Consider the following 22,158-nt stretch of genomic DNA (forward strand, 5'->3'; position numbering starts at 1 on the left):
GCCGCCCCTATTTGCCAGCGGCCTGGCCCTGGCAGATTGCGTGGAAGCCGGCGGCCATGAACCTCGCCATATGCCGCCGTATCGAGGCAAAATCGTCGGACGAGCATAGCCCGTGCGAGAGCTCGTCGAGGCGGCCGGTGCGCGCCATGTTGTGAGTCATCGCGCCGGAAACGAAATGATAGCCCCAGAAGATCGTCTCCTCATCGCACTCGGGCATCGCCTTCCTGAGCAGATCGATCAGCGCCAGCACGACCGGATTGAAATATTTGGTCATCTTCTCCGCGCCCCATCCCGCGGCGCTGTTCGCCTGGGCGCTGATCTTGCCGAAGGCCAGCCATTGCTCGGTATCGTAGAGCTGGACGTCGAGATCGGTATCGATCCAGGCGTGGAGCGCGCCCTCGACCGTGACATTGTCGCCCACTTCCTCGGCATAACGCCGCATGGCCTCCAGCCGGTTGCGTGCCGAGATCGGTGCGCGGCGGGCCCACACCGCCTCGAAAATGCTTTCCTTGCCGGTGAAATGGTAATGGATCAGCGTCGGGCTTACGCCGACGCGCGCGGCGACGTCGCGCAGGGTGACGCCGTGATAGCCATATTCGGCGAACAATTGCTCGGCGGCATCAAGAATGCGCTCGATCGACGCCTCACGAACCCGCGCCTTGTGATTTCGTGCGCGGGGCGGCTTCTCCGCCGTGGTTTTTTCGCTGCTCATCGCGAGAAGCGTGCCGGTCTTCAACAAATGCGTCAACGCTGTGGCCCTGTCTGTTGCGAAGCGGCCGGGAAGGCCGAAAAACCGATATCGAATCGCCAGCCCTGTCCCTGTCGCCATCGCTCGGCGACGAGCGCGTCGGCCCAGCTGAACGCGGCGGGATGCAGGCCGGTAGCCGGGTGGGGGCGCTCGACGATGTCGAGATAGGCAGGGTCTGCCGCCGTGAAGCGCGGCCAATCTGCCTCGCCCGCTGCCTTGGGCAGTTCGCCGCGAACGAATGCGGCCCAATAGTCCATCATCGCCTGCGACAGCTGCGCCTCTTCGCCGGTGAGCGGCGGCTTGGGCCAGTTCGGGCCGATTGCCGCGTCTGGGCCGACCTGACCGAAGACATAGGGCAACTCGCTGGCGTGGAACGCGGCGAGCTTGCGGCTGCGTTGCGCCGGCGTGCTATGCCGGAAATAATAGAGATAGGCGGCTTGTCCCGCGGCGGCCTGAGCGCGAACGAGATATTGCGCGGCCCAGCCATAGAGCCCGTCGCGGACCGAGATCGCCGCATCTTCCGCCGGATCTATGCCGGGATAGACCGAGAGAAAGGCATCGGCCCGATCGCCGAAGCGCCGTTTCACATCGGCGGCATATTCGGCCTGTGTCGCCGGCGCCTTGGGCGCGAGGAACAACAATGAACGGATCTCGCCTTCGTTGAAGCCGGCGAGCACCGGTACCTTGCTTTGCTCACCTCTGCCGAAGGTAACCGCGAGCTGCCGCTTCAGATTGACCCCGTCGATCACCGGCTCGGGCGCCCAGCCGGTCGCCAGACCGGCCTGGAACAACGTCGCCGGATCGGCCCAGCGCAGCGCCTTGGCGCTCGACAGGCCAGCGGCCTTGGCCAGCGCGGTCCCCGCATTCTCGGCGGAGCCGAGGCCGAGCGAAGGCGTGTTGAGCGCGCGATAGGAGGGCATATAGCCGCTTTGCGAGATGGCGCGATGGAACAGACCCTTCGCCGCAGGGCTGGCGAGCAGCGCGATGACGCTGAGCGCGCCGGCGGATTCACCGGCGATGGTCACCCGGCTCGGGTCGCCGCCGAACGCGGCGATATTGTCGCGTACCCATCGAAGCGCCGCGATCTGATCGAGCAGGCCGTAATTGCCCGACAGATGCGCGGGCGACTCAGCGCTCAACGCCGGGTGGGCGAGATAGCCGAGCACGCCGAGCCGGTAATTGATCGAGACGAGGACGATGCCCTTCCGTGCGAGCTTCGCCCCATCATAGAGCGGCTCGGAGCTGCTGCCATTGACCAGCGCACCGCCATGGATCCAGACCATCACGGGCAGCTTATGGGCGCCCGTCGGCGCCCATATGTTGAGCGTCAGGCAATCCTCGCTCTGGCTTGCCATGTCGCCATAATAGACGCTGCTCGGGACCCGCGAGCCCTGGATGCAGGCATGCCCGAAGGATTTGGCCTCGCGCACCCCCTGCCATCGCGCCGCCGGGGCGGGCGGTTTCCAGCGCAGCGCGCCCACTGGCGGCGCGGCGTAGGGAATGCCCTTGAACGTACGAACCCCCTCCGTCTCGCTTCCCGCCACCCGGCCCGCGGGCGCCGCGACAAGCGGGGCGCCGGCTTGCGCCAGCGCCCCAGTGTGGGAGAGCGTTGCCAACGTCGCGGCCACGGCAAAGCTGGCGAGACGGAGCGCGTTCATCGTGGCCGGCCTCACCAGAGATTGTAGCCGAGCCGGATGCCGAAGGTGCGTGGACGCAGTATCCCGTAGCGGCTGTACACGAACGCTTCCGGGTGAATGTAGGTCACGGCGCGGCTGTTGGTCAGATTCTCGACATAGAGCGTTGCGTTCAGTTTGCCGACGGTCACGCCCGTCTGCAGATTGATGTAGGTATAGTTATCGGTGAAATCGTACAGTGGGCTTCGCGTGCCGAGCGTCCCCGGGGTGTTGGGGAACATGTTCGGAAACGACCCGACATGCTGGATCTGGAAGCTGGTGAAGCCGTTGGCCGTACCGCCCAGACCATAGGAATATGTGCCGTAGAAAGACCCCTGCACCTCCGGCGACGAAAGCCGAATGCCGTTTACCGCGCCGGATATCTGCGCTTGCTGCGTCGTGAGTTCGCTCACCCGGGCGCGATTGAGCGAACCGTTCAGCCCGAAGGTCAGTCCGGTCACTGGCGTGAAGCGGACTTCGGCTTCCAGACCTTCGCTATAGGCGCCGCCAATATTGGTGGCGAACTGAACCGAGTCCGAAACGCGGTTCGCCTGGACCTGGATATTGCTCCAATCGATATAATAGGCCGCAACCGCGGCGGTCAGCCGCCCGTCGAGCCAGCGACCTTTCAGACCAACTTCGTAATTGATCAGATTGTCTGAAGTGGCCCCCTGCGGAATGACGAGGTCCGCCGGGTTGATCAGGCTCACGCTGCCGGCGCGGCCGTTATAGACCGGGGTGCGATACCCGGTCGAAACCGTGCCGTATACGGTCAGGTTGCGCGACGGCTTGTAGGTTAGGCTTCCCTTCCACGAAACCCGCTCCGGAGAAGGATATTTGAAGGTTGCGGCGGGGACCGGCGTGATCGCGAGCGGCCCAGGAATGAAATACAGCGCATAGGTGAAATACGCGGTATTGAAACCGGCATAAGTATCGACCGTCCCGCCATATTTGCCGTAGCGCAGTCCGCCGCTCAGCGAGAGTTGCGGGGTCAGATGATAGGTCAGTTCGCCGAATCCGGCGAGCTCGTAGCTGCGCGAATTGTTGCCGAATGTCTGGAACACCGAGTCGGTCAGGCCGGTAATGCCGCGCGCCGTGAGGAACGCCGGTGTCGACTGATAGCGTCCCCGCAGGTCGATTTCCTGATGTTTGTAAAAGCCGCCGAGAACCCAGTCGAGACCGGTACCGTCCGAGGCCGAAACCAGCCGGGTCTCTTGGACGAAGGTCTTGGCGACGTAGTCGTCATCCATGAGAAACGGGATTGCGAGCGTCGCGCCGAACGTGCCGCCCAGATCGACGTCGAAATCGCCCTTGTTCACGGCATAGGTCGATGAGCTGGTCAGACGTGCCCAGTCGAAATTATAGTCGATCGTGCCGTTGTAGATCTGGGTATCCGACGTATAGCGGTCGGGGCGGACGCTGCGGCGCTTGCGGTCGCCGAGCGACGGCGTGGTCAGCGAGGCATCCTCGGGGCCGCTATTCTCGTAGAAACCCATCAGCCGGACGCTCAGCCGGTCGGTCGGCTTGAACAGCAATATCGCGCGTCCGCCATAGCCCTTGAGCGTGTTGGCGTTCTTCTTTCCGGTGGTGACGTTGTCGATATAGCCGTCCTCGTGCCGGTAATAGCCGACCGCGCGCAGCGCGACCGTGTCCGTGGCGAGCGGCACGTTGATCATGCCGTTATAGCGCTGGCGGATTCCACCGCCATTGGGCGTCACGCCGAGATCGACGAGCGCCGAGGCGTCAAAATCCCGGAGGTTGGGGCTCTTGGTAAGGATGCGCAGCGCGCCCGACAGCGAACCCGAACCGAACAAAGTACCTTGCGGTCCGCGCAGGAACTCGACGCGCTCGACATCGTACAGGTTGGAATCCAGCGTGACGGCATTGCCGATCGTCGTGAGCGGCAGTTCGTCGATATAGACCGTGGTGGTCGTCTGAAGGCCCGCGCCCCAACCGTTGGTCGAAATGCCACGGGTTGTGAAGCGCACATTGTTGTCGCTGGCCTTGTTGAGCGCGACGCCAGGCGTTTCGCGCGCAACGCCCTCGAAGCCGACAATACCCTTCTGCGTCAATTCCTCCTGCGAGAAAGCGGTGACGCTCAGCGGCACGTCCTGCAGGCGCTCATTCCGGCGCGTGGCGGTCACGACAATGTCGTCCGTGCCACTGTCCTGGCTAGCGGCCGATGTCCCCGAATCCGGGCTGGTCTGTGCCAACGCGGGCGCAGCGGCGAACGCCAGCGCGATCAACGACGAAGTATAGGCAAAGCGGTTCATATCCCCTCCTTGTCGCCGCCGCCTCTTCTTGACGCGTGGCTGGCGATCTTCGCGAAGATGACATCGCGTATCGGCTGGAGTCAATACTGACAGTCGGTTCAGTCAGTATTCGTGTTTCACAAAGGGAATGATCCGCGCCGTGCGACCCCGGTTCGAAGCAAATCCTATCAGCGCGGTTTGCCGCCTAATTTCCGTGCGCACTTGCGCGGATACGTGCGAACAGCGGGGGGGAATCGCAAACCCGTACCACGTTAGAAAATATGAGATTCAGCTATTGGAAACAGTGGCTTGGAAGAAAAGGCGAAATTCCTCGCCTCCACCCATTTCCCCCTTCCTTTATCGCGAAACACCGACGGCCCGCCGCTTGGCATTTAGCGCGATGGTCATGTCCGCCCATTCGCGTCCGTGCCGCAGCATATGTTCGGTCAGGCGTTGATAGTGCTGGATGAAGGTCGCCAGCTCGGTGGCGCTCATGCCCGCGTCTTCGCCCCGCGCGCGCTTCAGGGCGTGTTCCTGCTCGGCGCGCCACTTACCCACGATCTCGAAATCCGGCGCGGCGAGGAAGACGAGCAGGTCGATTCGTTCGAACAGGGCGCGGTAGTTCGCTAGCCGGGCGTTGACCCAGTGGCGCCAAATGCCGTCCGGATCGCGCTCGGCTTCTAGCGCGTTGAGCGGTTTCACCAGTTCGTCCTCGGGCTGCGGCCGCGCACCGAGGCACCAGCCTTCGAGGATGACGATGTTCGCCGGACCCTGCCATGGCTCGGGCGGAGCGGGTTCGTCGCGGGCCTTGTCGAAGCGGGGAAGGAGGGTGGTTTCCGGCTTGGCCAGCGCCTCGATCACCCGCAGTCCCCGTGCTGGGTCGTGGGTACCGGGCACGCCGCGGGTGGCGAGCAGCGGGTGGACCTCCGCCGCCAGCGTCCGCCGCGCCGCGCCGTCCAGATAGAGGTCATCGAGCGACAGTACCGGGCAACCGAGGCGGATGGCGAGTTCGCGCGCCACGGTCGACTTGCCGCTGCCTTGCGCGCCGGCGATGCCCAGGACGAACGGGCGCCGTGCGCCACGCTCGGGCAATTGCGCGGCGATCAGGTCCGCGATGCTGGGAGCGGTATCGGCCATGCTGGCGCACATCAGTGCTTGCATGGGGTAAGCGCTGTCAAATATGCACCAAGTTCCGGGGCCGCCTTCTCCACGCCCCGCCGGGAAACGCCATGTCCAGCCGTCCGACGATCAAGGAAGTCTCGAAGATCGCGGGGGTCTCGTTCAAGACCGTGAGCCGGGTGCTCAACAACGAGAAGCATGTCAGCGAGGAAACGCGCCGCCGCGTCGAGGAAGTCGTGCAGCGGCTCAATTTCCGTCCAAGCCACGCGGCGCGGACGCTGGCCGGGCGGCGCTCGTTCCAGGTGGCTTTGCTCTATGACAATCCCAGCCCCTATTATGTCTATCACGTCCAGACCGGTGCGCAGCAGCGCTGCTCCGCGCTCGGCTATCGCCTGCTGCTCCAGCCCGTCGATGTGCTGTCGGACGATCTCGCCTCGAACGTGCTGGCGCTGATCGACGAGGCGCATCTCGACGGGCTGATCCTGTCGCCGCCGGTGACCGAGGCGCCGGCGCTGCTCGACGCGCTCGATCGGCGGGGGCTGCCCTATGTCCGTATCGCGCCCGGCGTGCGCAAGGATAGCGGCATGGCATCGACGATGGACGACGTCGCCGCCGCACGGGCGCTGACCCGGCACCTGATCGATCTCGGCCACCGCGCCATCGCCTTCATCCGCGGGCCCGAGACCCATGTCTCGTCGAGCGACCGCCTGGAAGGATATCGCCAGGAACTGGCGGCGCATGGCATCGCCTTTGACCCCCGGCTGGTCGTCGCCGGCGATTACAGCTTCCGCTCGGGCGGCGAGGCGACTCGGGCGTTGCTCGAGCTCAGCCCGCGCCCGACCGCGATCTTCGCGGGCAATGACGATATGGCGGCGGGCGCGCTGGCGGTGGCGCACGAACTCGACATCGATGTGCCGGGCGCGCTGTCGATCGCGGGGTTCGACGATTCGGATCTGGCGCAGGCGGTGTGGCCGCCGCTGACCACGATCCGCCAGCCGGTGCGCGAACTGGCCGATGCCGCGGTCGAGCTGCTGCTCGGCGGCAGCGGCGAGACACAGGTTTCGCTGGAGCATGAGCTGATCGTGCGCAAGTCGACCGGGCCTGCGCCGAAGGGCTGATGCCTGCCAATCCCGCGCCGCGAATGTTGAGGAAGTTTAGTCTTTTTCGGGGGACTCAACATTCGTATCCAGGCGGCGATATTCAGGATTTCAAAGAGCGGCCGGGAAGGGTCCGGGCCACTGACCGAAGCAAGCCAAATCCTACATTGCAAGCCTAGAGCGCCCGGAAGCGGAAGTCCCTGAACCGCGCGGTGCCCCTGCCCGCCGAATAGAGGCCGGGCCTGAGCATCAGGAAGCCGCCGCGGACATTGTGGTGGTAGCCCGAGACTTCCATCCCGCGATCGAAACGTCGCCACGTCGCGCCGCCATCGCCGCTGGTATGATAGGAGACGATGTGGCGGTTGTTGGTGACGCGCATGCGCAGCCTGCGACCATAAGGACTGGCGGGGCGGCCACGCTCGATGCCATATTGATGGGTGACGAAGCGGGTCTCGTCGAAGCCGAGGCCGCAATAGAGTTTTTCGTCATAGAAGAGCAGCAGCCCGGCGACGCCGCCTTCCTCGATCTCGATATCGCATTCGAACCGATAGGCCTGATCGCCGGCGACCAGCAGCAGCGGCGCGCCGGAGCCCGGGGCCATACCGCTGGCGTCGAGCAGCAACGCGTTGTCCGCAACGCGGACGCGGGAACGCTCATCGGGCGCGGGCTTGAAGAAATTCCAGCGGGTGCCGAGTTCGAGCGTCGCGAAATCGTCGGACAGGGCGATGCCGTGGGGCAAAGCTTGCCCGCCCCCGGGGCTTGCGATCGGTTGCGAGAGATCGCCGCCGGTCATGCGGAACCAGCCATCGGCGCTCCATTCGACCGGATCGAGCAGGGTCTGGCGCCCGAGCGTCCAATAGCCATTCTCGAAGCCATGATAGACCGACCACCAGCTGCCGTCCGGACCCTCGACCAGTGTGGCGTGGCCGCGCGACCACCATTTCTCGGCAAGCGAGGTGGTGCGGACGATCGGATTGCCGGGATGGTCTTCCCAGGGCCCGGCCAGCGACTTCGAGCGGGCGGCGATCACCATATGCCCGGTGGGCGGCCCCGCCGTGCCGCCGACGGCGGTGATCAGATAATAATAGCCGCCATGGCGCAGCACCTTGGGGCCTTCCGGCGAGAAGCCTTCGACATCCCAATCGTCGGGATAGCGCCATGGATCATAGACATGTTCGGGCTCACCCGTGCGGCTGAGGCCGTCGTCGCTGAGCGGCACCCGATCGCCGCCCGAGAGGAACAGCCAGCGCTTGCCCTTCTCATCGACCGCATGGCCGGGATCGATATGATTGGGAAGCTTGAGATCGACCGGCTCGCTCCATGGCCCTTCGATCCGGTCGGCCCAGATCACATGGATGGTGTTGGGCGAGGCCTTGACCGGAATGTAGAGATAGAAGCGGCCCTTGTGCTTGCAGAGCTCGGGCGCCCAGACCGAGCCGATATTCCGGCTCAGCGCCGGGCCGATGGGCTGCCAGTTCACCAGATCGCGCGAATGCCAGAGGATCAGGCCGGGATAGGAATCGAAGGTCGAGAAGGTCATGTAGTAATCGCGCCCGTCCTTGAGGATCGACGGATCGGGATGGTCGCCGGCCATCAGCGGATTGAGGAAGCGGCCGTCGCCGAGATCGGCCTTGCGCTGATTGTCGAGCCCGCGCTTCCATTCGGGGGCGGCGCCAGCGGACAGCGCGGGGAGGGGAAGGCCGGCGGCGAACGCAGGGCCCAGAGTCGAACGGAGCGCGGTGCGGCGAGTGACCTTCATGACACCGGTTTACCTGAGCCATGACGCCAGGCAAGCCCGGCAGAATTAACCTTTAATCTCAAGCAAATCCCGTCCCGAACGCGCACACCGGTTAACCATGGATCACGCTGGCGGAATTCGTAAACAAGTTGTTAACTCCAGGCATGGAACGCGCACTTGTCATCGAGGGCCATGCCCGCCGCCACCCTTTTCGCAACTATGCGCGCCGGGTTGCCCGCGCCAATCAGAAGGCGCGCGACGACAGCGACTGGAAGCTGTTCGCGGTGAGCTTCAGCGCCTTCTTCGTCTGCTTCACGACGTTTATCTTTTAAGGCAGCGTTTCCACGCCTTGCGCTTCGCCCTCGGCCTGATGGAGCCGCCGCGCGCAGATCGCCGAGAGCAGACACAGGACGACAATCACGAGGATCGAATTCTCGACGCTGACGCCGGGCACGGTGGTCAGCGCCAGGATGCCGACCGAGCCGCCGACCATGAAGGCCGAGTTGACGATGTTGTTCGCCGCGACCGTGCGCGAGGTCTGCGACCGGTCGACGGTGGTGGTGAGAAAGGCATAGAGCGGCACCACGAACATGCCGCCGGTGATCGCGATCATGATCAGCGAGAATAGCAGGTGCCAGCCGGCGGGCATCGTCACGAACTCATGCATCTTGATCAGCGGACCATCGCTGACCGGCCAGAATTCCGCGGCGAGATAGAATTCGACCACGAACAGCGCCATCGCCAGCACCGAGACCATCGAATAGCGCGCCGAGACCTGCCCCTTGAGCAGGCGGTTGATCACCAGCGAACCGATGGCGATGCCGATCGAGAAGATGCCGAGGAAGATGCTCGCCACGTCCTTCTGGGCATGGAAGGTGTTCTTGACGAGCGGCGGGAACAGCACCCCGAGCACCGCGGCGATCGTCCAGAAGGTGCTGATGGCGATGATCGCCAGCCAGACGCGGCGGATATGGGTGGTCGCGGCGATCAGCTGATAGGAGGAGCGGAACACGTTCCAGTCGAGCTTGAGCTTGGTCGAGGGCGGTGCCGCGGGGATGTTTCGCGACGACAGATAGCCTATGCAGGCGACGACGATGACTCCGACCGCCGCCGCCGTCGGGCTGATCACGCCGCCGGCGATGGTGCCGCACAGGATGGCGATATAGGTGCCGGCCTCGACCAGCCCGGTGCCGCCGAGCACTTCGTCCTCGGCCATGTGCTGCGGGATGATCGCGTATTTGATCGGGCCGAAAAAGGTGGAGTGGATGCCCATGCCGACCAGGGCGACCAGCATCAGCGGCAGGCTCTTGATCAGGATGCCCGCCGCGCCGATCAGCATGATCAGCACTTCGGCCATCTTGATGATCCGCATGATGCGGGCCTTGTCGTAGCTGTCGGCCAATTGCCCGGCCATCGCCGAGAACAGGAAGAAGGGGAGGATGAACAGCCCCTGCGCGACCGCGCTGAACTGGGTTTCGGATTCGACCGAATTGAAGATCTGATAGGTCGCGAAGAAGATCATCGCGTTCTTGAACAGATTGTCGTTGAAGGCGCCGAGGAACTGGGTGACGAACAGCGGCAGAAACCGGCGCGTCTTCAAGAGTCCGACCGAACCGATCATGCGTTTCCCATCCTCTGAACAGACGGAAAACCGCCGAACTTGCCGGAACGGCATAGCCGAGCGCATCGTTAACGGGCAACGGAAATTCCCCTCCCGCGCCGTGCGGCGCGGTGCTAAGGTCATGCTTCGATGTGGACGCTGCCGAACATATTGACGCTGTCGCGTATCCTCGCGCTGCCGCTGCTCGCGCTGTTCCTGTGGTGGCCGGATTGGCCGCAAGGCTATCTGATCGCATGGGTGATCTACGCGCTGATGGGCGTGACCGATTATTTCGACGGCTATGTCGCGCGGGCGCAGGGCACGGTCTCGAAGCTGGGGGTGTTCCTCGATCCGATCGCCGACAAGATCATGGTGGCCACGGTGATCCTGATCCTTGTCGGCAAGCAGGTGATCGTCGACTGGCATCTGATCGCGGCGCTGGTGATCCTGGCGCGCGAGATCGCGGTTTCGGGGCTGCGCGAGTTTCTGGGCGGGATTCAGGTCTCGGTGCCGGTGTCGCGGCTCGCCAAGTGGAAGACGACGCTGCAGCTCGGCGCGCTCGGCTTCCTGATCTTCTCTCGGGCGACGCCCGAATGGCTGTGGGTGCTGCAGGCCGGGCTGGTGTTCCTGTGGGGCGCGGCGGTGCTGACGCTGGTGACCGGCTGGGATTATCTTCGCGTCGGCCTGAAGCATATGGATAGCTGATGGAGCTTTTGTACTTCGCCTGGGTGCGCGAGCGCGTGGGCGTGGGGCATGAGCATGTCGATCCGCCCGAGGCGGTGCGCAACGTCGCCGATCTGATCGGCTGGCTGGCAACGCGCAGCCCGGGCCATGCCGAGGCGATGCGCGAGCCGGCGAAGCTGCGCGCGGCGATCGACCAGAAATTCGTGCCGCTCGACGCCCTGCTGGACGGGGCGAAGGAAGTCGCGATCTTTCCGCCGGTGACCGGGGGATGATCCGCGTCTCGGTCGATAGCGCGCCGATCGAGCTGTCGCAGGAGCTGGCGGCGCTGGAAGAGCGCGGGGCGGGAGCGGTGGCGAGCTTCACGGGGGTTGTGCGCGGTGCGGGCGGCGTCACCGGGCTGGAGCTCGAACATTATCCGGGCATGACCGAAGCCGCGCTCTGCGACCTTGCCGAGGCGGCGACCGCGCGCTGGAGCCTGCTGGGCGTCACCATCGTCCACCGTGTCGGGCGGATGGCGCCGGGCGAGCGGATCGTGTTCGTCGGCACGGCGGCGCACCACCGCCGCGAGGCGCTCGACGCCTGCGCCTATCTGATCGACCGGCTGAAGACTGATGCGCCGTTCTGGAAGCGCGAGCAGCGCGGAGGCGGTGCGGCGTGGGTCGAAGCGCGGGACAGCGATTCGGCAGCGGCGGAGCGGTGGTCCTGACCAAGTAGAAGGCTAGGCCGCCTCGCCCAGCACCCCCGCCAACAACCGGAAGTCCTTTTCGCGCGGCGAGGCGCGGCGCCAGACCAGGGCGATCCGCCGCACCGCGTTCTCGGCTTCGAGCGGACGCGCGGTGACGTCGGTATGGTCGAGGATGCCGGCATCGACCGCCATTTCGGGCAGCATCGTCACGCCGAGGCCATTATCGACCATCTGCACCATGGTGTGCAGCGAGGTGCCCATCATCGTCGCCTCGGCACGCATTTCGGGGCGGTTGCAGGCGGAGAGGGCATGATCCTTCAGGCAATGCCCGTCCTCGAGCATCAGCAGCCGGGTCTCGTCGATCATCGCCGGGCGAATCGTCGGCGTCGGGTCCATCTCGCCGTCGCGAAAGGCGACGAACAGGCGGTCGTCGAACAGCGGCGCGGTCTCGACATCGCCACAGGCATAGGGGAGGGCGAGCAGCACGCAATCGGTGCGGCCGTGATGGAGGCCCTCGCAGGCCTGGCCGCTGGTTTCCTCGCGCAGATAGAGCTTGAGGTCGGGATAATCCTTGCGCAGCCGCGGCAGGATACGCGGGAGCAGGAACGGCGCGATCGTCGGGATCACGCTCATCCGCATATCGCCCGACAAGGGCCGTCCAGCGGCGCGGGCGAGATCCCCCAGTTCATCGGCCTCGCGCAGCACGCGCCGCGCCTTCTCGACGATGCGCTCGCCGAGCGGCGTGAAGCGCACCACGCGCCGGGTGCGCTCGACCAGAACCACGCCGATCAGCGTCTCGAGTTCGCGAATGCCGGCGGAGAGAGTGGACTGGGTGACGAAGCAGCTTTCCGCCGCGCGGCCGAAATGTCCGGCGTCGTTGAGCGCCACGAGATATTGGAGCTGTTTGAGCGTGGGCAGGTAGGTCGTCATCGCCGGCGGACTTATCGCTTTAATCGATCAATGACCAGAGAATAAACGATTTGAACGCTCAGCGGCGCTCCCTATATCGCAGCGCAGCAGACTTGTGCTGCAACGCAAAATTCTTATCGGAGATACCCGCAATGCTGACCGTTGGCGACAAATTCCCCTCGATTGCCGTTCCCGTACAGCAGGGCGTCGCCGCGCTCCCGGCAGGTGAGACGCTCGACCTGACCACCGCCTTTCCGGGTAAGTGGAAGGTCGTGTTCTACTGGCCGAAGGATTTCACCTTCGTCTGCCCGACCGAGATCGTCGGCTATGCCGGCCTGAAGGGCGATTTCGGCGACCGCGATACCGTGCTGATCGGCGCTTCGACCGACACCGCGCACGTCCATCTCGCCTGGCGCAAGTCGGATCCGGACCTCGAAGCCGCGGATTTCCCGTGGCTCGCCGATAACGGCGCGGTGCTCGCCAACGCGCTCGGCATCGTCGACGCCAACGAGCATGTCGCGTTCCGCGCGACCTTCACCGTCGATCCGGACAATGTGATCCAGGCGGTGCAGGTCAACGGCCTCAACGTCGGCCGCAATCCGCAGGAAACGCTTCGCGTGCTGGACGCGCTGCAGAGCGACGAGCTGTGCCCGTGCAACTGGAACAAGGGCGACGACGTCCTTCGCCCGGCCGCTTAAGCCACTCGAAAGCCCCCCGGCGCGGGGCCTCCTCCCCCTCCTGTGCCCCGCGCCACCCCTCAGAAGGCATCATGCTCCCCCGGGCATGGTGCCTTCTGTCTGACTGGAGACAGACATGTCGCTCAAGACCTTCGCCGAAGCCCTTCCCGATTTCGCCAAGGACATCCGCCTCAACGTCGGCGGCCTCGTCAATGACCAGACGCTGGGCGACCAGCGCAAATACGGCCTGATCCTCGCCTGCGCGCATGGCACTGGACACAAGCCGATCGTCGATGCCGCCGAAGCCGAAGTCGCCGGCAAGCTCAGTGACGAGGCCGCCAATGCCGCCCGCGCCGCCGCCGCGGTGATGGCGATGAACAATGTCTATTACCGCTTCACCCACCTCGCCGGGAACAAGGAGTATCTCAACATGCCGGCGCGGCTGCGGATGAACGCGATCGGCGCGCCGGGTATCGACAAGGCCGATTTCGAGCTGTTCAGCCTCGCGGTCTCGGCGATGAACGGCTGCGGCATGTGCATCGACGCGCATGAGAAGGTGCTCAAGCAGCATGCCGTGCCGGCCCAGGTGATCCAGGACGCGGTGCGCTATGGCGCGGTGATCAAGGCCGCCGCGACGGTGCACGCCGCGGTGGCCTGATTTCTCCGGTCCCGCCTGAACGGCGGGGACCGGAAAATCTCAATGGAGCGCGTTCCAGATCGTGTACGCGCTGGTGACCGTCAACAGTCCGCCGACCATGCCCATCAGCGGCCGCGCCGGCACGTGCTTGGCGAGCCATCCGCCGGTTGGCGCCGCGATGAGGCCGCCGATCAGGATGCCGAGGGTCTGGAAGGTGAAAGCCGCCCAGCCGAGCGTGGCGATGAAGGTCGCGGAGATCGTCGCGGTCAGGAAGAACTCGGCGGTGTTGACGGTGCCGATCGTCTCGCGCGGGCTGGCGCCCTGGACGAGCAGGTTGCTGGTCACCACCGGACCCCAGCCACCGCCGCCCGCCGCGTCGAGAAAGCCGCCGGCCAGCCCCAGCGGCTCGATGATCTTGGGTTCGCGCGGCTCCACGCTGCCGCGCCACGCGCGATACAGCAGATACACGCCGATCGCGGCGAGATAGGTCATGACGAAGGGCTTGGCGACCGAGGCGTCGATCGAGCTCAGCACATAGGCGCCGAGCACGCCGCCGATCACGCCCGGAATCACCAGCCGCCGGAACAGTTTCCAGTTGACGTTGCGATGCAGCGTATGGCTCGCGCCCGAAGCGGCGGTGGTGAAAGTCTCGACGGCGTGGACCATTGCCGAGGCATTGGCAGGCGGCACGCCGAGGAAGCTGACCAGCAAGGTGCTGTTGATCACGCCAAAGGCCATGCCCAGCGCGCCGTCCACGGCCTGCGCGGCGAACCCGACCAGGATGAACGGGAGCAAGTCGGCCAGGTCGATACCGAAAATCATCCGCGCCTTGGTCTCCCTTGTTGGATCATTGCCATGCCGTGCCCGCCCAAATCCAACAAGATACATAGTGTTTAGACGGGACAAGCCCGGGCGGGGGCGTGCTGGAAATCGGACCGGTCATGCACTAGATGGTCATGGCAAAGGGGAACCCGGCCATGTTCCGTCGTCTGAATGCGTATCTCGATTCGATCCGCGCGCGCGATCCCGCTCCGCGCAGCCGCGCCGAAATCCTGCTGTATCCGGGCGTGTGGGCGGCCGGCTATCACCGCATCGCGCACCGTCTGTTCCAGGCGCGCTGGTTCTTCCTTGCCCGGCTGGTCAACCATTGGTCGCGCTGGCTGACCGCGATCGACATCCACCCGGGCGCGGTGATCGGCCGCAACTTCTTCATCGACCATGGCTTCGTCGTGATCGGCGAGACCGCTGTGATCGGCAACGATGTGACGATCTACCAGTGCGTGACGCTGGGGGGCACGAGCCCCGACAATGGCGTGGCCGGCAAGCGCCACCCGACGATCCTGGACGGCGTCATCATCGGATCGGGCGCGCAGGTGCTGGGCCCGATCACGGTCGGCGAGCGGGCGCGGATCGGCGCCAATGCGGTGGTCACCAAGGATGTCGTGCCCGGCGCGACCATGGTCGGTATTCCGGCCAAGGCGACGCTGATCGAATCGCGGATCTCTCAGCCCGAATTCGTGCCCTATGGCACGCCGTGCAGCGAGATGTTCGATCCGGCGACGCAGAAGCTCGAGATCATGCGCTGCGAGCTGGAGACGATGCGCAAGCGGCTGGACGAGTTGCTTGCCGAACGCGAGGATCGTCGCGACCGTGCGTAAGGCGCCGGCGCGGTTTCTTTCCCTCTCCGTCATCCCGGACTTGTTCCGGGATACACCGGGCGGCAGGCGCGGAGACCAACGGCTTTCGCGGCACCGCTCGCGGCGCGGTGAACCCCGGAACAAGTCCGGGGTGACGATTTGGGGTGGCGCAGCGTGGGGACGGTAACGCCGCTCCCTCTAGGGAAGCCGTCGCAAGTCGGCTTCGAGCGCCTCGAGCTTACCCGCATCCTCGATCTCTACGGCAGGATGGTCGCGGCGGGGCATTGGCGGGATTATGCGATCCAGTTCGATAACGACGCCGCGGTGTTCGCCGCCTTTCGCCGCGCCGCCGAACGGCCCGAATATCGGATCGAGAAGCGCCCGGCGCTGCGCAACCGCCAGGGCATGTGGGCGCTGGTCAATGAGAGCGGGATGATCCTCAAGCGCGGGCACGAACTGGGGCCCGTGCTGGCGCCGGTCGAGCGGCGGCTGATGAAGCTGGTCGGGGAGTAGACAGCTCCTTCTCCCATTTGGGGGAGGGAAGGGGCCAGCTCGCGCAGCGAGTGGGAAGCGTGAGGGCAGACCTTTATCCTGCCCTCACCCTTCCGCAGCTTCGCTGCTCCCTCCCTCTCCCGTCGGGAGAGAGACTTTACGCTCAGGCCGCGACGACCTGCTGCGTCGGCGGCAGGCGGCTTTCGAGTCCGCCGAGCAACCCGACCACCGAGCGGCGCATCGGCTGCCAGAAGGCCGAGAGCGTCAGCAGTGCCGAGCCGATCACCAGCGCGGTCAACGCCGCGGCCAGCTCGACCGCGCCCGATTGCTGGAACAGCGCGTACATCGCCCACAGCACGTAGACGAGGCTCGATACGAGCAGCGCGCGGCGGTCCACCGCCAGCGCCACGAAGGCGAAGGCGATGTAGAGCAGCAGCACGATGCCGGCCATCGGCACCGAGATATCGCCGTCGAACACGCCGAGCATGTGGAATACCGGGTGCGCGATCAGCGGCGCGGCGGCGAGGTGCAGCCAGAAGGCGACGTCGCTGCGGCGGGTGCGGCGCTCGCGGTCGCTCATGTCCCAACGCATCGCGAACAGGAACACCAGCACGCCTGCGGCGAGCAGGATCGGGTTGACCATGTCGCGCGCGCTCGGGATCAGCGTGAGGATGACCGCGACCACGACGCCGACCACCGAAAGCGTGCCGGCGGCGACCGTGATCGGCACCATGAAGCGGCGCCAATGCACCCAGGCGGCGGCGGCGGTGAGCACACCGGCGATGGCGGTGATGCCGGCGGCGAGGCGCTCCATCGCGGGCTGATCGTTCATGGCGATGCCGAACTGCTCGGCGAGCCACGGCACATTGGCGACGAACACGGCGGTGACCGCGGCGCCGGTGCCACCGACAAAGGCGAGCAGCAGCAGGATGCTGGGCAGCGCCATGCGGCGCTGGCGGGTGAAATATTCGGCAAGCAGCCAGCTCGTGATCGCCACCGCGCCCCCCGCGACGGCGATCGAGGCGCCGACCTGACGCGGGCCTTCGAAGCTGTGATCGGCGCCCATCGCCTTCGAGCCGATATACAAGCCGATCCAGGCCACAGCGACCAGGATTAGCGCCGCGGCGATCGAGACGAAGATGTCGTTGAAACCGGTGAGGAGGCGGAAATGCTCCTCATCGACGGCGGGAGCCGATCGGCCCTCCGCGACATGGTTGCGAAACGCGTCGGCGGCCTCGGGGGTAAGCACCCCGGCCTCCACCGCGTTCGCGAGATCTGTTTCGCTGTACATGGCAATCCTCCTCCTGTGCGGAGGTGGATAGCATGAGTGTATTATCAAGGCAATACGCTGTCCGTTTCCGGACGGGGCACCTCAGCCTTTCTGCAGCAACGCCATGATCCGCATCGATTGCTCGGCGCCCGAATTGGGGACGATCTCGCCGGTGCGGTCGGTGATCTCGGCCCATTGCGCCGCGACCGCCTCGACGGTCGGCTCGGTGAGTTTCGTGCCGGGAGTCATCGTCACATAGGCGGCGTGGACCACGCCGGCACCGGCACCGATGATCATGTTGGTCGGCGCGTCCTCGCTGACCAGATACAGCGCGGCGGGGGCGACATTCTCGGGGGCGAAGGCCTTGAAGGCTTCCTCGGGGAAGATGTCCTCGGTCATGCGCGTGCCGGCGACCGGCGCGATGGTGTTGACCCGGATGCCGTATTTCGCGCCTTCGAGGTGGAGCGTCTTGGTAAGACCGGCGAGACCGAGCTTCGCCGCGCCGTAATTCGCCTGGCCGAAATTGCCATAGAGACCGGTCGAGGACGCGGTCATCAGGATACGCCCGTAATTCTGCTCGCGCATCGTTTCCCACACCGCCTTGGTGCAATTGGCCGAGCCGTTGAGATGGACATCGACGACGAAGCGGAAATCCGCCGGCTCCATCTTCACGAAGCTCTTGTCGCGCAGCACGCCGGCATTGTTGATCAGGATATCGATCCGGCCCCAGCGCTCCCTGGCCTGCTCGACCATCGCGACCATCTGGTCATATTCGGTGACGCTGCCGCCGTTCGAAAAGGCCTCGCCGCCGAGCGCCTCGATCTCTTCGACGACCTTGAGCGCGGCGTCGGAATGGCCGGTGCCGTCGCGCGCGCCGCCGAGATCGTTGACCACCACCCTGGCGCCGCGACGGGCGAGTTCGAGCGCATAGGCGCGGCCGAGGCCGCCGCCGGCGCCGGTGACGATCGCGACGCGGTCTTGGAAGGAAATGGTCATGGGATGCGCTCCACTGAAGTCAGGAGCGCATCCCTAGACGTCATGGCGAAAGGATCAATGCCCGCCGCGCTGGCGGCAATGATCGGTGACCTTGCGCGAGCAAGGCGGATAGCTTGCCGGATCCGACGGCATCGGCGCGGCGGCGGGTGCGGGCGGGGGTGCGACATAGGTGGTTTGCGGAGACGCCGGAGCGGCGGGCGCGGCCATCGCCTCTGGCGCGGCCGGAGCTTCGGGGGCTGGCGGTGCTTCGGGTGCCGGCGGTGCTTCGGGAACGACGGGGGCTTCAGGGGCCGCAGGGGCTTCCGGGGCAGGCGGCGTCGCCGGTGCGGGGGGAGCGGCCGGCACGGTCTGGGGTGCGGGCGCCGTCTGCGTCGCCGGAACGTCCTGCGCGATCGCGGTGCCGCCGACCGCGATCGCGGCGGCCAGGATCATGAATTTCATTCGCTCGACTTTCATGGTTGGAGTCAGGCGAACGAACGCACGGGCGCGCCGGGCGTCGCATCGCCCGGCACGCTCGGTCTCGTTACGGGGGCGCCCTGCCCGATCAGCCGCCGCGTTGCGTGCAGCCGTCGAACTGGCCGCGCTTGCAGACCGGATAGCTGGCCTTGGGCGGCGGGGGCGGGAAAGCCTCGGTCGGCGTCTGGGTGTTGGGGACGAACACCACGGTCGCGCCGGGGGTAGGGGTGCCGCTGAACAAGGGCGCGGTGGGCGCATAGCCGCCGAGCTGGCTTGCGCCATTATTGGTCGGCGATTCCGCCTTTTGCGCCGAGGTCTGCGGCGCGTTCTGCGCAATCGCGCTGCCGCTAAAGGCAAGGGCTGCCGCCAAGGCAATGAGCTTCATTTGGAGTCTCCTGGATCGGGAGCGATTGGTCTCGCTCCGGTCAGGGGAACGCGGGAAGGCAGGGTTGTTTCCCTTCTGAGCCCTTCCCCTGAAGAGAAGGGGCTTGAGGAAGTCAGTTCCCGCTATCCAGCGCGTAGCCCGCCGAACGGACGGTGCGGATGATATCGGGCTTGTCGCCGAGATTGATCGCCTTGCGCAGGCGGCGAATGTGCACATCGACGGTGCGGCTCTCGATATCGCTGTCATGACCCCAGACGCTGTCGAGCAGCCGCTCGCGCGAGAAGACATGGCCGGGATGTTCGAGGAAATGCTTGAGCAGGCGGAACTCGGTCGGGCCCAGAGACACGACCTCGCCGCCGCGGCGGACCTTATGCCCGACCGTGTCCATTTCGATATCGGCGTAGGTCAGCGTTTCCCCGGCCAGCGCCGGGCGCACGCGGCGCAGCACCGCGCCGACGCGGGCGACCAGCTCGCGCGGGGAGAAGGGCTTGGTGACGTAATCGTCGGCGCCGGTCTCAAGCCCGCGGACGCGATCCTCTTCCTCGCCACGGGCGGTGAGCATGATGATCGGAACGTTGGCGGTTTCAGGCATGCGGCGCAGGCGCCGGCAGACCTCGATCCCCGAAATCCCTTCGACCATCCAGTCGAGCAGCACGATATCGGGCGCGGCTTCCTTGGCCAGCATCAGCGCCTCTTCCCCGTCCGGGGTGTGGCGGACGTCGAAGTCCTCGCGCTTGAAGTGATAGCTGAGCAGCTCGGCGAGCGAGGCGTCATCCTCGACCAGCAGCATCCGCGCCCGGGCCATCAGCCGGCACTCGCGCCGGTTTCGCGGTCGGCGAGATAATCGCCGGTCGCGGCGAAATAGACCATCTCGGCGACGTTGGTCGCGTGATCGCCGATCCGCTCGATATTCTTGGCGACGAACAGCAGGTGCGAGACCTGGCCGACGGTACGCGGATTTTCGACCATGAAGGTGACAAGCGTACGGAAGATCGATTCGTAGAAATCGTCGAGCACGCGGTCGCGCTCCCAAACCGCGATCGCGGCGGCGGGGTCGCGCGCGGCGAAAGCGTCGAGCACGTCATGGACCATGTCGCCGGCAAGCTGCGCCATCGCCGGCAGCAGCGACACCGCTTCGATGCGGTCGTCACCATGGATCAGGCGCACGCGCTTGGCGATATTCTTGGCATAGTCGCCGATCCGCTCGATCACCGCGGCGATCTTGAGCGCGCCGACCATCTCGCGGAGATCTTCCGGCGATGCCGTGCCGGAGGTGATCACGCCGAGCGCCAGCCGCTCGACGCCGGATTCGATGGCGTCGATCGTCTTGTCCTTCTTGCGGACTTCCTCGGCGAGATCGGTGTCGTTGCGCTGCAGCGCCTTCATCGCATCGTGGATCGCCTGTTCGGCGAGGCCGCCCATCTGGCTGATCTGGGCGCGCACCTCGCCGATTTCGCGATCGAGCGGGGTCATGTCGTGATGAAAGCGGGTCGCCATGTTTCTCGCCTCTCGCGGACCATCGTTACCACTTTATGACAGCGGGCTTGGCCGGGAGCAGCACCGTGACCGTGGTGCCTTCGCCGACCGTGCTGGCGATGTCGAGCTGGCCGCGATGGCGCTCGACGATATGCTTGACGATCGCCAGACCGAGGCCGGTGCCGCTCACCCGGCTGCGCCCTTCGTCGACGCGATAGAAGCGCTCGGTAAGGCGCGGAATATGGGTCGCGGGAATGCCCTCACTATGATCGCTGACCGCGATCCGGACCATGCCGCCGGCGGGCTGGGCGCGGATCGTGATCGGGGTGCCGGCGCGCCCATATTTCATGGCGTTGCCGACGATATTGTGGAGCAGCTGCGAAAGCTGGGCGCGGTCGCCGCGGACGGCGGGCAACGCTTCCAGCTCGGTGACGAGATCGGCTCCCCGCTGCGATTGCCCGGCAGTGAGTTCGCGGCGGACTTCGTCGATCAGCGCGGCGAGATCGACGGCCATGTCGGGTGCGCTGTATTGGTCCGCCTCGATCCGGCTCAGCGAGATGAGATCATCGACCAGCCGCTGCATACGCTGCGCTTCGTCGTGGACGGTCTTGAGAAAGCGCTCGGCGGTGGCTGGATCCTCGGCGGCGCCTTCGCGCAGGGTTTCGACATAGCCGAGGATCGACGCCAGCGGCGTGCGCAGCTCGTGACTGGCATTGGCGACGAAATTCACCCGCATCCGCTCGGCGGCATGGCTTTCGGTGCGGTCGGTGAGATGGACGACCCGCCAATCGCCGGCATCGCGGATCCGCATCTCCCAGCGCTGATCGCGGGTGCCGAGGCCGACAAGATGGACCGGCACGTCGGGGTTGGCGGGCGCGGGGTCGCGCAACTGTTCGGCGGCGGCGGGATGACGGATCGCGAGGCGGATGTCCTCGCCGAGAATATGCTGACCGAGCAACTCGCGCGCGGCGCGGTTGGCGGCGAGGACGCGACCCTCGGCCATGATCAGCATCGGCTGCGGCACCGTCTCGAGCACGTCATGGATGCGGGTGACGTCGGAAAGGGCTTCGGCGGGGAGCATTGCGACGCCCTAGCGGAGCGTCGCGCGATTTACGATTGCGAAAGGGCATCAGGCGCAGGACAATGGGTCATGAGCGACGAACCACCCGAAGCGCCGAAACTGCCCAAGTCCAGCCGCCGCGCGCTGATGCTCGGTGCGGCCAGCGCCTCCGCGATCGTCTCGATCAGGCCCGCGCTCGCGCAGACCAGCGCGTCGGTGATCAACTGCCAGATTCCCGTGCCCGATCCGGCCCGTGCCGGCAGCTTCATCGATGCCGAAGGCAAGCTCGTACCCGCCGGCACCGCCGGCGCGTTTCCGCCAGGCGGCACCTACAAGGCTCAGGATGTGAAGCGCGCGCTGAGCGGCGGAACCCTGCCCGGCGTGCCCTATGAGCAGAGCCGCGCCTACACCAATTACATCCGCCGGCTGCAATCGGGCACCAGCGGCTTCACCTGCTTCGCATCGCTGCAGATGCCGCGCGGCTGAAGCCGTGGGCGCGGCCTATTTGCTCGCAGTGAATTCCTTCCTGTCACCCCGGACTTGTTCCGGGCCCCGCCTTGCCGCGCT

Annotated in this window: 25 protein-coding genes; 10 read left to right on the plus strand and 15 right to left on the minus strand. The window is 65.7% G+C overall.

Annotated elements, in window-relative coordinates:
- Positions 1–7: 7 nt before the first annotated feature.
- From KF730_RS17595 to KF730_RS17610, 4 genes are all read right to left on the minus strand, one after another.
- The gene (locus KF730_RS17595; RefSeq protein ID WP_294099795.1) at positions 8–712 is read right to left on the minus strand and encodes a TetR/AcrR family transcriptional regulator; all 705 of its coding nucleotides are present in this window, start codon (positions 710–712) and stop codon (positions 8–10) included.
- 32 nt (positions 713–744) lie between these two features.
- On the minus strand, positions 745–2,406 hold the full coding sequence (locus tag KF730_RS17600; RefSeq protein ID WP_294099799.1) for a carboxylesterase family protein: 1,662 nt from the start codon (positions 2,404–2,406) through the stop codon (positions 745–747).
- Positions 2,407–2,417: 11 nt separating this feature from the next.
- Positions 2,418–4,694, minus strand: a complete 2,277-nt coding sequence (locus KF730_RS17605) for a TonB-dependent receptor (protein ID WP_294099803.1) — start codon at positions 4,692–4,694, stop codon at positions 2,418–2,420.
- A gap of 336 nt (positions 4,695–5,030) precedes the next feature.
- Entirely contained in the window at positions 5,031–5,834 is an 804-nt protein-coding gene (locus KF730_RS17610; protein ID WP_294099806.1) for a kinase, read from the minus strand.
- Positions 5,835–5,902: 68 nt separating this feature from the next.
- On the opposite strand from KF730_RS17610, the gene KF730_RS17615 reads away from it, so the two are divergent.
- Positions 5,903–6,910, plus strand: coding sequence for a LacI family DNA-binding transcriptional regulator (locus tag KF730_RS17615; protein ID WP_294099808.1), 1,008 nt, complete (start codon positions 5,903–5,905; stop codon positions 6,908–6,910).
- Positions 6,911–7,064: 154 nt separating this feature from the next.
- Here KF730_RS17615 and KF730_RS17620 read toward each other — a convergent pair whose 3' ends face one another.
- Positions 7,065–8,648, minus strand: coding sequence for a family 43 glycosylhydrolase (locus KF730_RS17620; protein ID WP_294099809.1), 1,584 nt, complete (start codon positions 8,646–8,648; stop codon positions 7,065–7,067).
- 143 nt (positions 8,649–8,791) lie between these two features.
- Between KF730_RS17620 and KF730_RS17625 the strand changes: the two genes are divergently transcribed.
- Positions 8,792–8,959, plus strand: a complete 168-nt coding sequence (locus tag KF730_RS17625) for a hypothetical protein (RefSeq protein ID WP_294099810.1) — start codon at positions 8,792–8,794, stop codon at positions 8,957–8,959.
- Here the strand turns inward: KF730_RS17625 and KF730_RS17630 are convergent.
- A complete protein-coding gene (locus KF730_RS17630) occupies positions 8,956–10,248 on the minus strand; it encodes an MFS transporter (protein ID WP_294099812.1) in 1,293 nt (430 codons plus the stop codon). The two genes, KF730_RS17625 and KF730_RS17630, sit on opposite strands and share 4 nt — an antisense overlap.
- A 129-nt stretch (positions 10,249–10,377) precedes the next feature.
- On the opposite strand from KF730_RS17630, the gene pgsA reads away from it, so the two are divergent.
- Genes pgsA through KF730_RS17645 form a run of 3 tightly spaced genes read left to right on the plus strand, consistent with a single transcriptional unit; the run spans position 10,378 to position 11,617 of the window.
- Positions 10,378–10,932 (plus strand): CDP-diacylglycerol--glycerol-3-phosphate 3-phosphatidyltransferase, encoded by a 555-nt coding sequence (gene pgsA, locus KF730_RS17635; protein WP_294099814.1) that lies wholly within the window; start codon positions 10,378–10,380, stop codon positions 10,930–10,932.
- Positions 10,932–11,183, plus strand: coding sequence for a molybdopterin converting factor subunit 1 (moaD, locus tag KF730_RS17640; RefSeq protein WP_294099815.1), 252 nt, complete (start codon positions 10,932–10,934; stop codon positions 11,181–11,183). Before pgsA ends, moaD begins: the two co-directional genes overlap by 1 nt.
- A complete protein-coding gene (locus KF730_RS17645) occupies positions 11,180–11,617 on the plus strand; it encodes a molybdenum cofactor biosynthesis protein MoaE (RefSeq protein ID WP_294099817.1) in 438 nt (145 codons plus the stop codon). The genes moaD and KF730_RS17645 overlap by 4 nt, the downstream gene beginning before the upstream one ends.
- 12 nt (positions 11,618–11,629) lie before the next feature.
- Here the strand turns inward: KF730_RS17645 and KF730_RS17650 are convergent, their stop codons facing one another.
- A complete protein-coding gene (locus tag KF730_RS17650) occupies positions 11,630–12,526 on the minus strand; it encodes a hydrogen peroxide-inducible genes activator (RefSeq protein ID WP_294099819.1) in 897 nt (298 codons plus the stop codon).
- A 131-nt stretch (positions 12,527–12,657) separates the two neighbouring features.
- Here KF730_RS17650 and KF730_RS17655 point away from each other — a divergent pair, with 131 nt between their 5' ends.
- Both KF730_RS17655 and KF730_RS17660 read left to right on the plus strand, forming a co-directional pair.
- Positions 12,658–13,203: a peroxiredoxin gene (locus KF730_RS17655; RefSeq protein ID WP_294099821.1), complete on the plus strand. Its 546-nt coding sequence runs from the start codon at positions 12,658–12,660 to the stop codon at positions 13,201–13,203.
- Between the two features lie 115 nt (positions 13,204–13,318).
- The gene (locus tag KF730_RS17660) at positions 13,319–13,840 is read left to right on the plus strand and encodes a carboxymuconolactone decarboxylase family protein (protein ID WP_294099823.1); all 522 of its coding nucleotides are present in this window, start codon (positions 13,319–13,321) and stop codon (positions 13,838–13,840) included.
- A 39-nt stretch (positions 13,841–13,879) separates the two neighbouring features.
- Here the strand turns inward: KF730_RS17660 and KF730_RS17665 are convergent, their stop codons facing one another.
- Positions 13,880–14,641, minus strand: a complete 762-nt coding sequence (locus KF730_RS17665; protein ID WP_294099825.1) for a sulfite exporter TauE/SafE family protein — start codon at positions 14,639–14,641, stop codon at positions 13,880–13,882.
- Between the two features lie 155 nt (positions 14,642–14,796).
- Between KF730_RS17665 and epsC the strand changes: the two genes are divergently transcribed.
- Together epsC and KF730_RS17675 are read left to right on the plus strand one after the other, a co-directional pair.
- Positions 14,797–15,477, plus strand: a complete 681-nt coding sequence (gene epsC, locus KF730_RS17670) for a serine O-acetyltransferase EpsC (protein WP_294099827.1) — start codon at positions 14,797–14,799, stop codon at positions 15,475–15,477.
- A gap of 153 nt (positions 15,478–15,630) precedes the next feature.
- Entirely contained in the window at positions 15,631–15,969 is a 339-nt protein-coding gene (locus KF730_RS17675) for a DUF2794 domain-containing protein (protein WP_294099829.1), read from the plus strand.
- 142 nt (positions 15,970–16,111) lie between these two features.
- On the opposite strand, the gene KF730_RS17680 is transcribed toward KF730_RS17675, so the two are convergent.
- The 7 genes from KF730_RS17680 to KF730_RS17710 all read right to left on the minus strand — a co-directional run bounded on the left by KF730_RS17680 (position 16,112) and on the right by KF730_RS17710 (position 21,612).
- Positions 16,112–17,239, minus strand: a complete 1,128-nt coding sequence (locus KF730_RS17680; protein WP_294099831.1) for a hypothetical protein — start codon at positions 17,237–17,239, stop codon at positions 16,112–16,114.
- 81 nt (positions 17,240–17,320) lie between these two features.
- The gene (locus KF730_RS17685) at positions 17,321–18,214 is read right to left on the minus strand and encodes an SDR family NAD(P)-dependent oxidoreductase (protein WP_294099833.1); all 894 of its coding nucleotides are present in this window, start codon (positions 18,212–18,214) and stop codon (positions 17,321–17,323) included.
- Between the two features lie 54 nt (positions 18,215–18,268).
- The gene (locus KF730_RS17690; RefSeq protein WP_294099834.1) at positions 18,269–18,655 is read right to left on the minus strand and encodes a hypothetical protein; all 387 of its coding nucleotides are present in this window, start codon (positions 18,653–18,655) and stop codon (positions 18,269–18,271) included.
- Between the two features lie 103 nt (positions 18,656–18,758).
- Entirely contained in the window at positions 18,759–19,055 is a 297-nt protein-coding gene (locus KF730_RS17695) for a hypothetical protein (RefSeq protein ID WP_294099835.1), read from the minus strand.
- Between the two features lie 112 nt (positions 19,056–19,167).
- A complete protein-coding gene (phoB, locus tag KF730_RS17700) occupies positions 19,168–19,860 on the minus strand; it encodes a phosphate regulon transcriptional regulator PhoB (protein WP_294099836.1) in 693 nt (230 codons plus the stop codon).
- Entirely contained in the window at positions 19,860–20,552 is a 693-nt protein-coding gene (gene phoU / locus KF730_RS17705) for a phosphate signaling complex protein PhoU (RefSeq protein ID WP_294099838.1), read from the minus strand. Before phoU ends, phoB begins: the two co-directional genes overlap by 1 nt.
- Positions 20,553–20,577: 25 nt before the next feature.
- Positions 20,578–21,612, minus strand: coding sequence for an ATP-binding protein (locus KF730_RS17710; protein WP_294099840.1), 1,035 nt, complete (start codon positions 21,610–21,612; stop codon positions 20,578–20,580).
- Between the two features lie 69 nt (positions 21,613–21,681).
- Here KF730_RS17710 and KF730_RS17715 point away from each other — a divergent pair, with 69 nt between their 5' ends.
- Positions 21,682–22,077 carry a hypothetical protein gene (locus KF730_RS17715; protein WP_294099842.1) on the plus strand — a complete coding sequence of 132 codons (396 nt, stop codon included), beginning with the start codon at positions 21,682–21,684 and terminating at the stop codon, positions 22,075–22,077.
- Positions 22,078–22,158: the final 81 nt, after the last annotated feature.

Origin of the sequence: Sphingomonas sp., assembly GCF_019635515.1 — a bacterium.
Lineage (GTDB): Bacteria > Pseudomonadota > Alphaproteobacteria > Sphingomonadales > Sphingomonadaceae > Sphingomonas.

Excerpts from the sequence above, each read along its gene's own strand:
- KF730_RS17710 (WP_294099840.1), bottom strand. The coding sequence starts at position 21,612 with ATGCTCCCCGCCGAAGCCCTTTCCGACGTCACCCGCATCCATGACGTG.
- moaD (WP_294099815.1), top strand. The coding sequence starts at position 10,932 with ATGGAGCTTTTGTACTTCGCCTGGGTGCGCGAGCGCGTGGGCGTGGGG.
- pgsA (WP_294099814.1), top strand. The coding sequence starts at position 10,378 with ATGTGGACGCTGCCGAACATATTGACGCTGTCGCGTATCCTCGCGCTG.
- epsC (WP_294099827.1), top strand. The coding sequence starts at position 14,797 with ATGTTCCGTCGTCTGAATGCGTATCTCGATTCGATCCGCGCGCGCGAT.
- phoU (WP_294099838.1), bottom strand. The coding sequence starts at position 20,552 with ATGGCGACCCGCTTTCATCACGACATGACCCCGCTCGATCGCGAAATC.
- KF730_RS17600 (WP_294099799.1), bottom strand. The coding sequence starts at position 2,406 with ATGAACGCGCTCCGTCTCGCCAGCTTTGCCGTGGCCGCGACGTTGGCA.
- KF730_RS17625 (WP_294099810.1), top strand. The coding sequence starts at position 8,792 with ATGGAACGCGCACTTGTCATCGAGGGCCATGCCCGCCGCCACCCTTTT.
- KF730_RS17715 (WP_294099842.1), top strand. The coding sequence starts at position 21,682 with ATGAGCGACGAACCACCCGAAGCGCCGAAACTGCCCAAGTCCAGCCGC.
- KF730_RS17605 (WP_294099803.1), bottom strand. The coding sequence starts at position 4,694 with ATGAACCGCTTTGCCTATACTTCGTCGTTGATCGCGCTGGCGTTCGCC.
- KF730_RS17665 (WP_294099825.1), bottom strand. The coding sequence starts at position 14,641 with ATGATTTTCGGTATCGACCTGGCCGACTTGCTCCCGTTCATCCTGGTC.
- KF730_RS17690 (WP_294099834.1), bottom strand. The coding sequence starts at position 18,655 with ATGAAATTCATGATCCTGGCCGCCGCGATCGCGGTCGGCGGCACCGCG.
- KF730_RS17685 (WP_294099833.1), bottom strand. The coding sequence starts at position 18,214 with ATGACCATTTCCTTCCAAGACCGCGTCGCGATCGTCACCGGCGCCGGC.
- phoB (WP_294099836.1), bottom strand. The coding sequence starts at position 19,860 with ATGGCCCGGGCGCGGATGCTGCTGGTCGAGGATGACGCCTCGCTCGCC.
- KF730_RS17660 (WP_294099823.1), top strand. The coding sequence starts at position 13,319 with ATGTCGCTCAAGACCTTCGCCGAAGCCCTTCCCGATTTCGCCAAGGAC.
- KF730_RS17615 (WP_294099808.1), top strand. The coding sequence starts at position 5,903 with ATGTCCAGCCGTCCGACGATCAAGGAAGTCTCGAAGATCGCGGGGGTC.
- KF730_RS17650 (WP_294099819.1), bottom strand. The coding sequence starts at position 12,526 with ATGACGACCTACCTGCCCACGCTCAAACAGCTCCAATATCTCGTGGCG.
- KF730_RS17680 (WP_294099831.1), bottom strand. The coding sequence starts at position 17,239 with ATGTACAGCGAAACAGATCTCGCGAACGCGGTGGAGGCCGGGGTGCTT.
- KF730_RS17695 (WP_294099835.1), bottom strand. The coding sequence starts at position 19,055 with ATGAAGCTCATTGCCTTGGCGGCAGCCCTTGCCTTTAGCGGCAGCGCG.
- KF730_RS17655 (WP_294099821.1), top strand. The coding sequence starts at position 12,658 with ATGCTGACCGTTGGCGACAAATTCCCCTCGATTGCCGTTCCCGTACAG.
- KF730_RS17645 (WP_294099817.1), top strand. The coding sequence starts at position 11,180 with ATGATCCGCGTCTCGGTCGATAGCGCGCCGATCGAGCTGTCGCAGGAG.
- KF730_RS17595 (WP_294099795.1), bottom strand. The coding sequence starts at position 712 with ATGAGCAGCGAAAAAACCACGGCGGAGAAGCCGCCCCGCGCACGAAAT.
- KF730_RS17620 (WP_294099809.1), bottom strand. The coding sequence starts at position 8,648 with ATGAAGGTCACTCGCCGCACCGCGCTCCGTTCGACTCTGGGCCCTGCG.
- KF730_RS17630 (WP_294099812.1), bottom strand. The coding sequence starts at position 10,248 with ATGATCGGTTCGGTCGGACTCTTGAAGACGCGCCGGTTTCTGCCGCTG.
- KF730_RS17610 (WP_294099806.1), bottom strand. The coding sequence starts at position 5,834 with ATGCAAGCACTGATGTGCGCCAGCATGGCCGATACCGCTCCCAGCATC.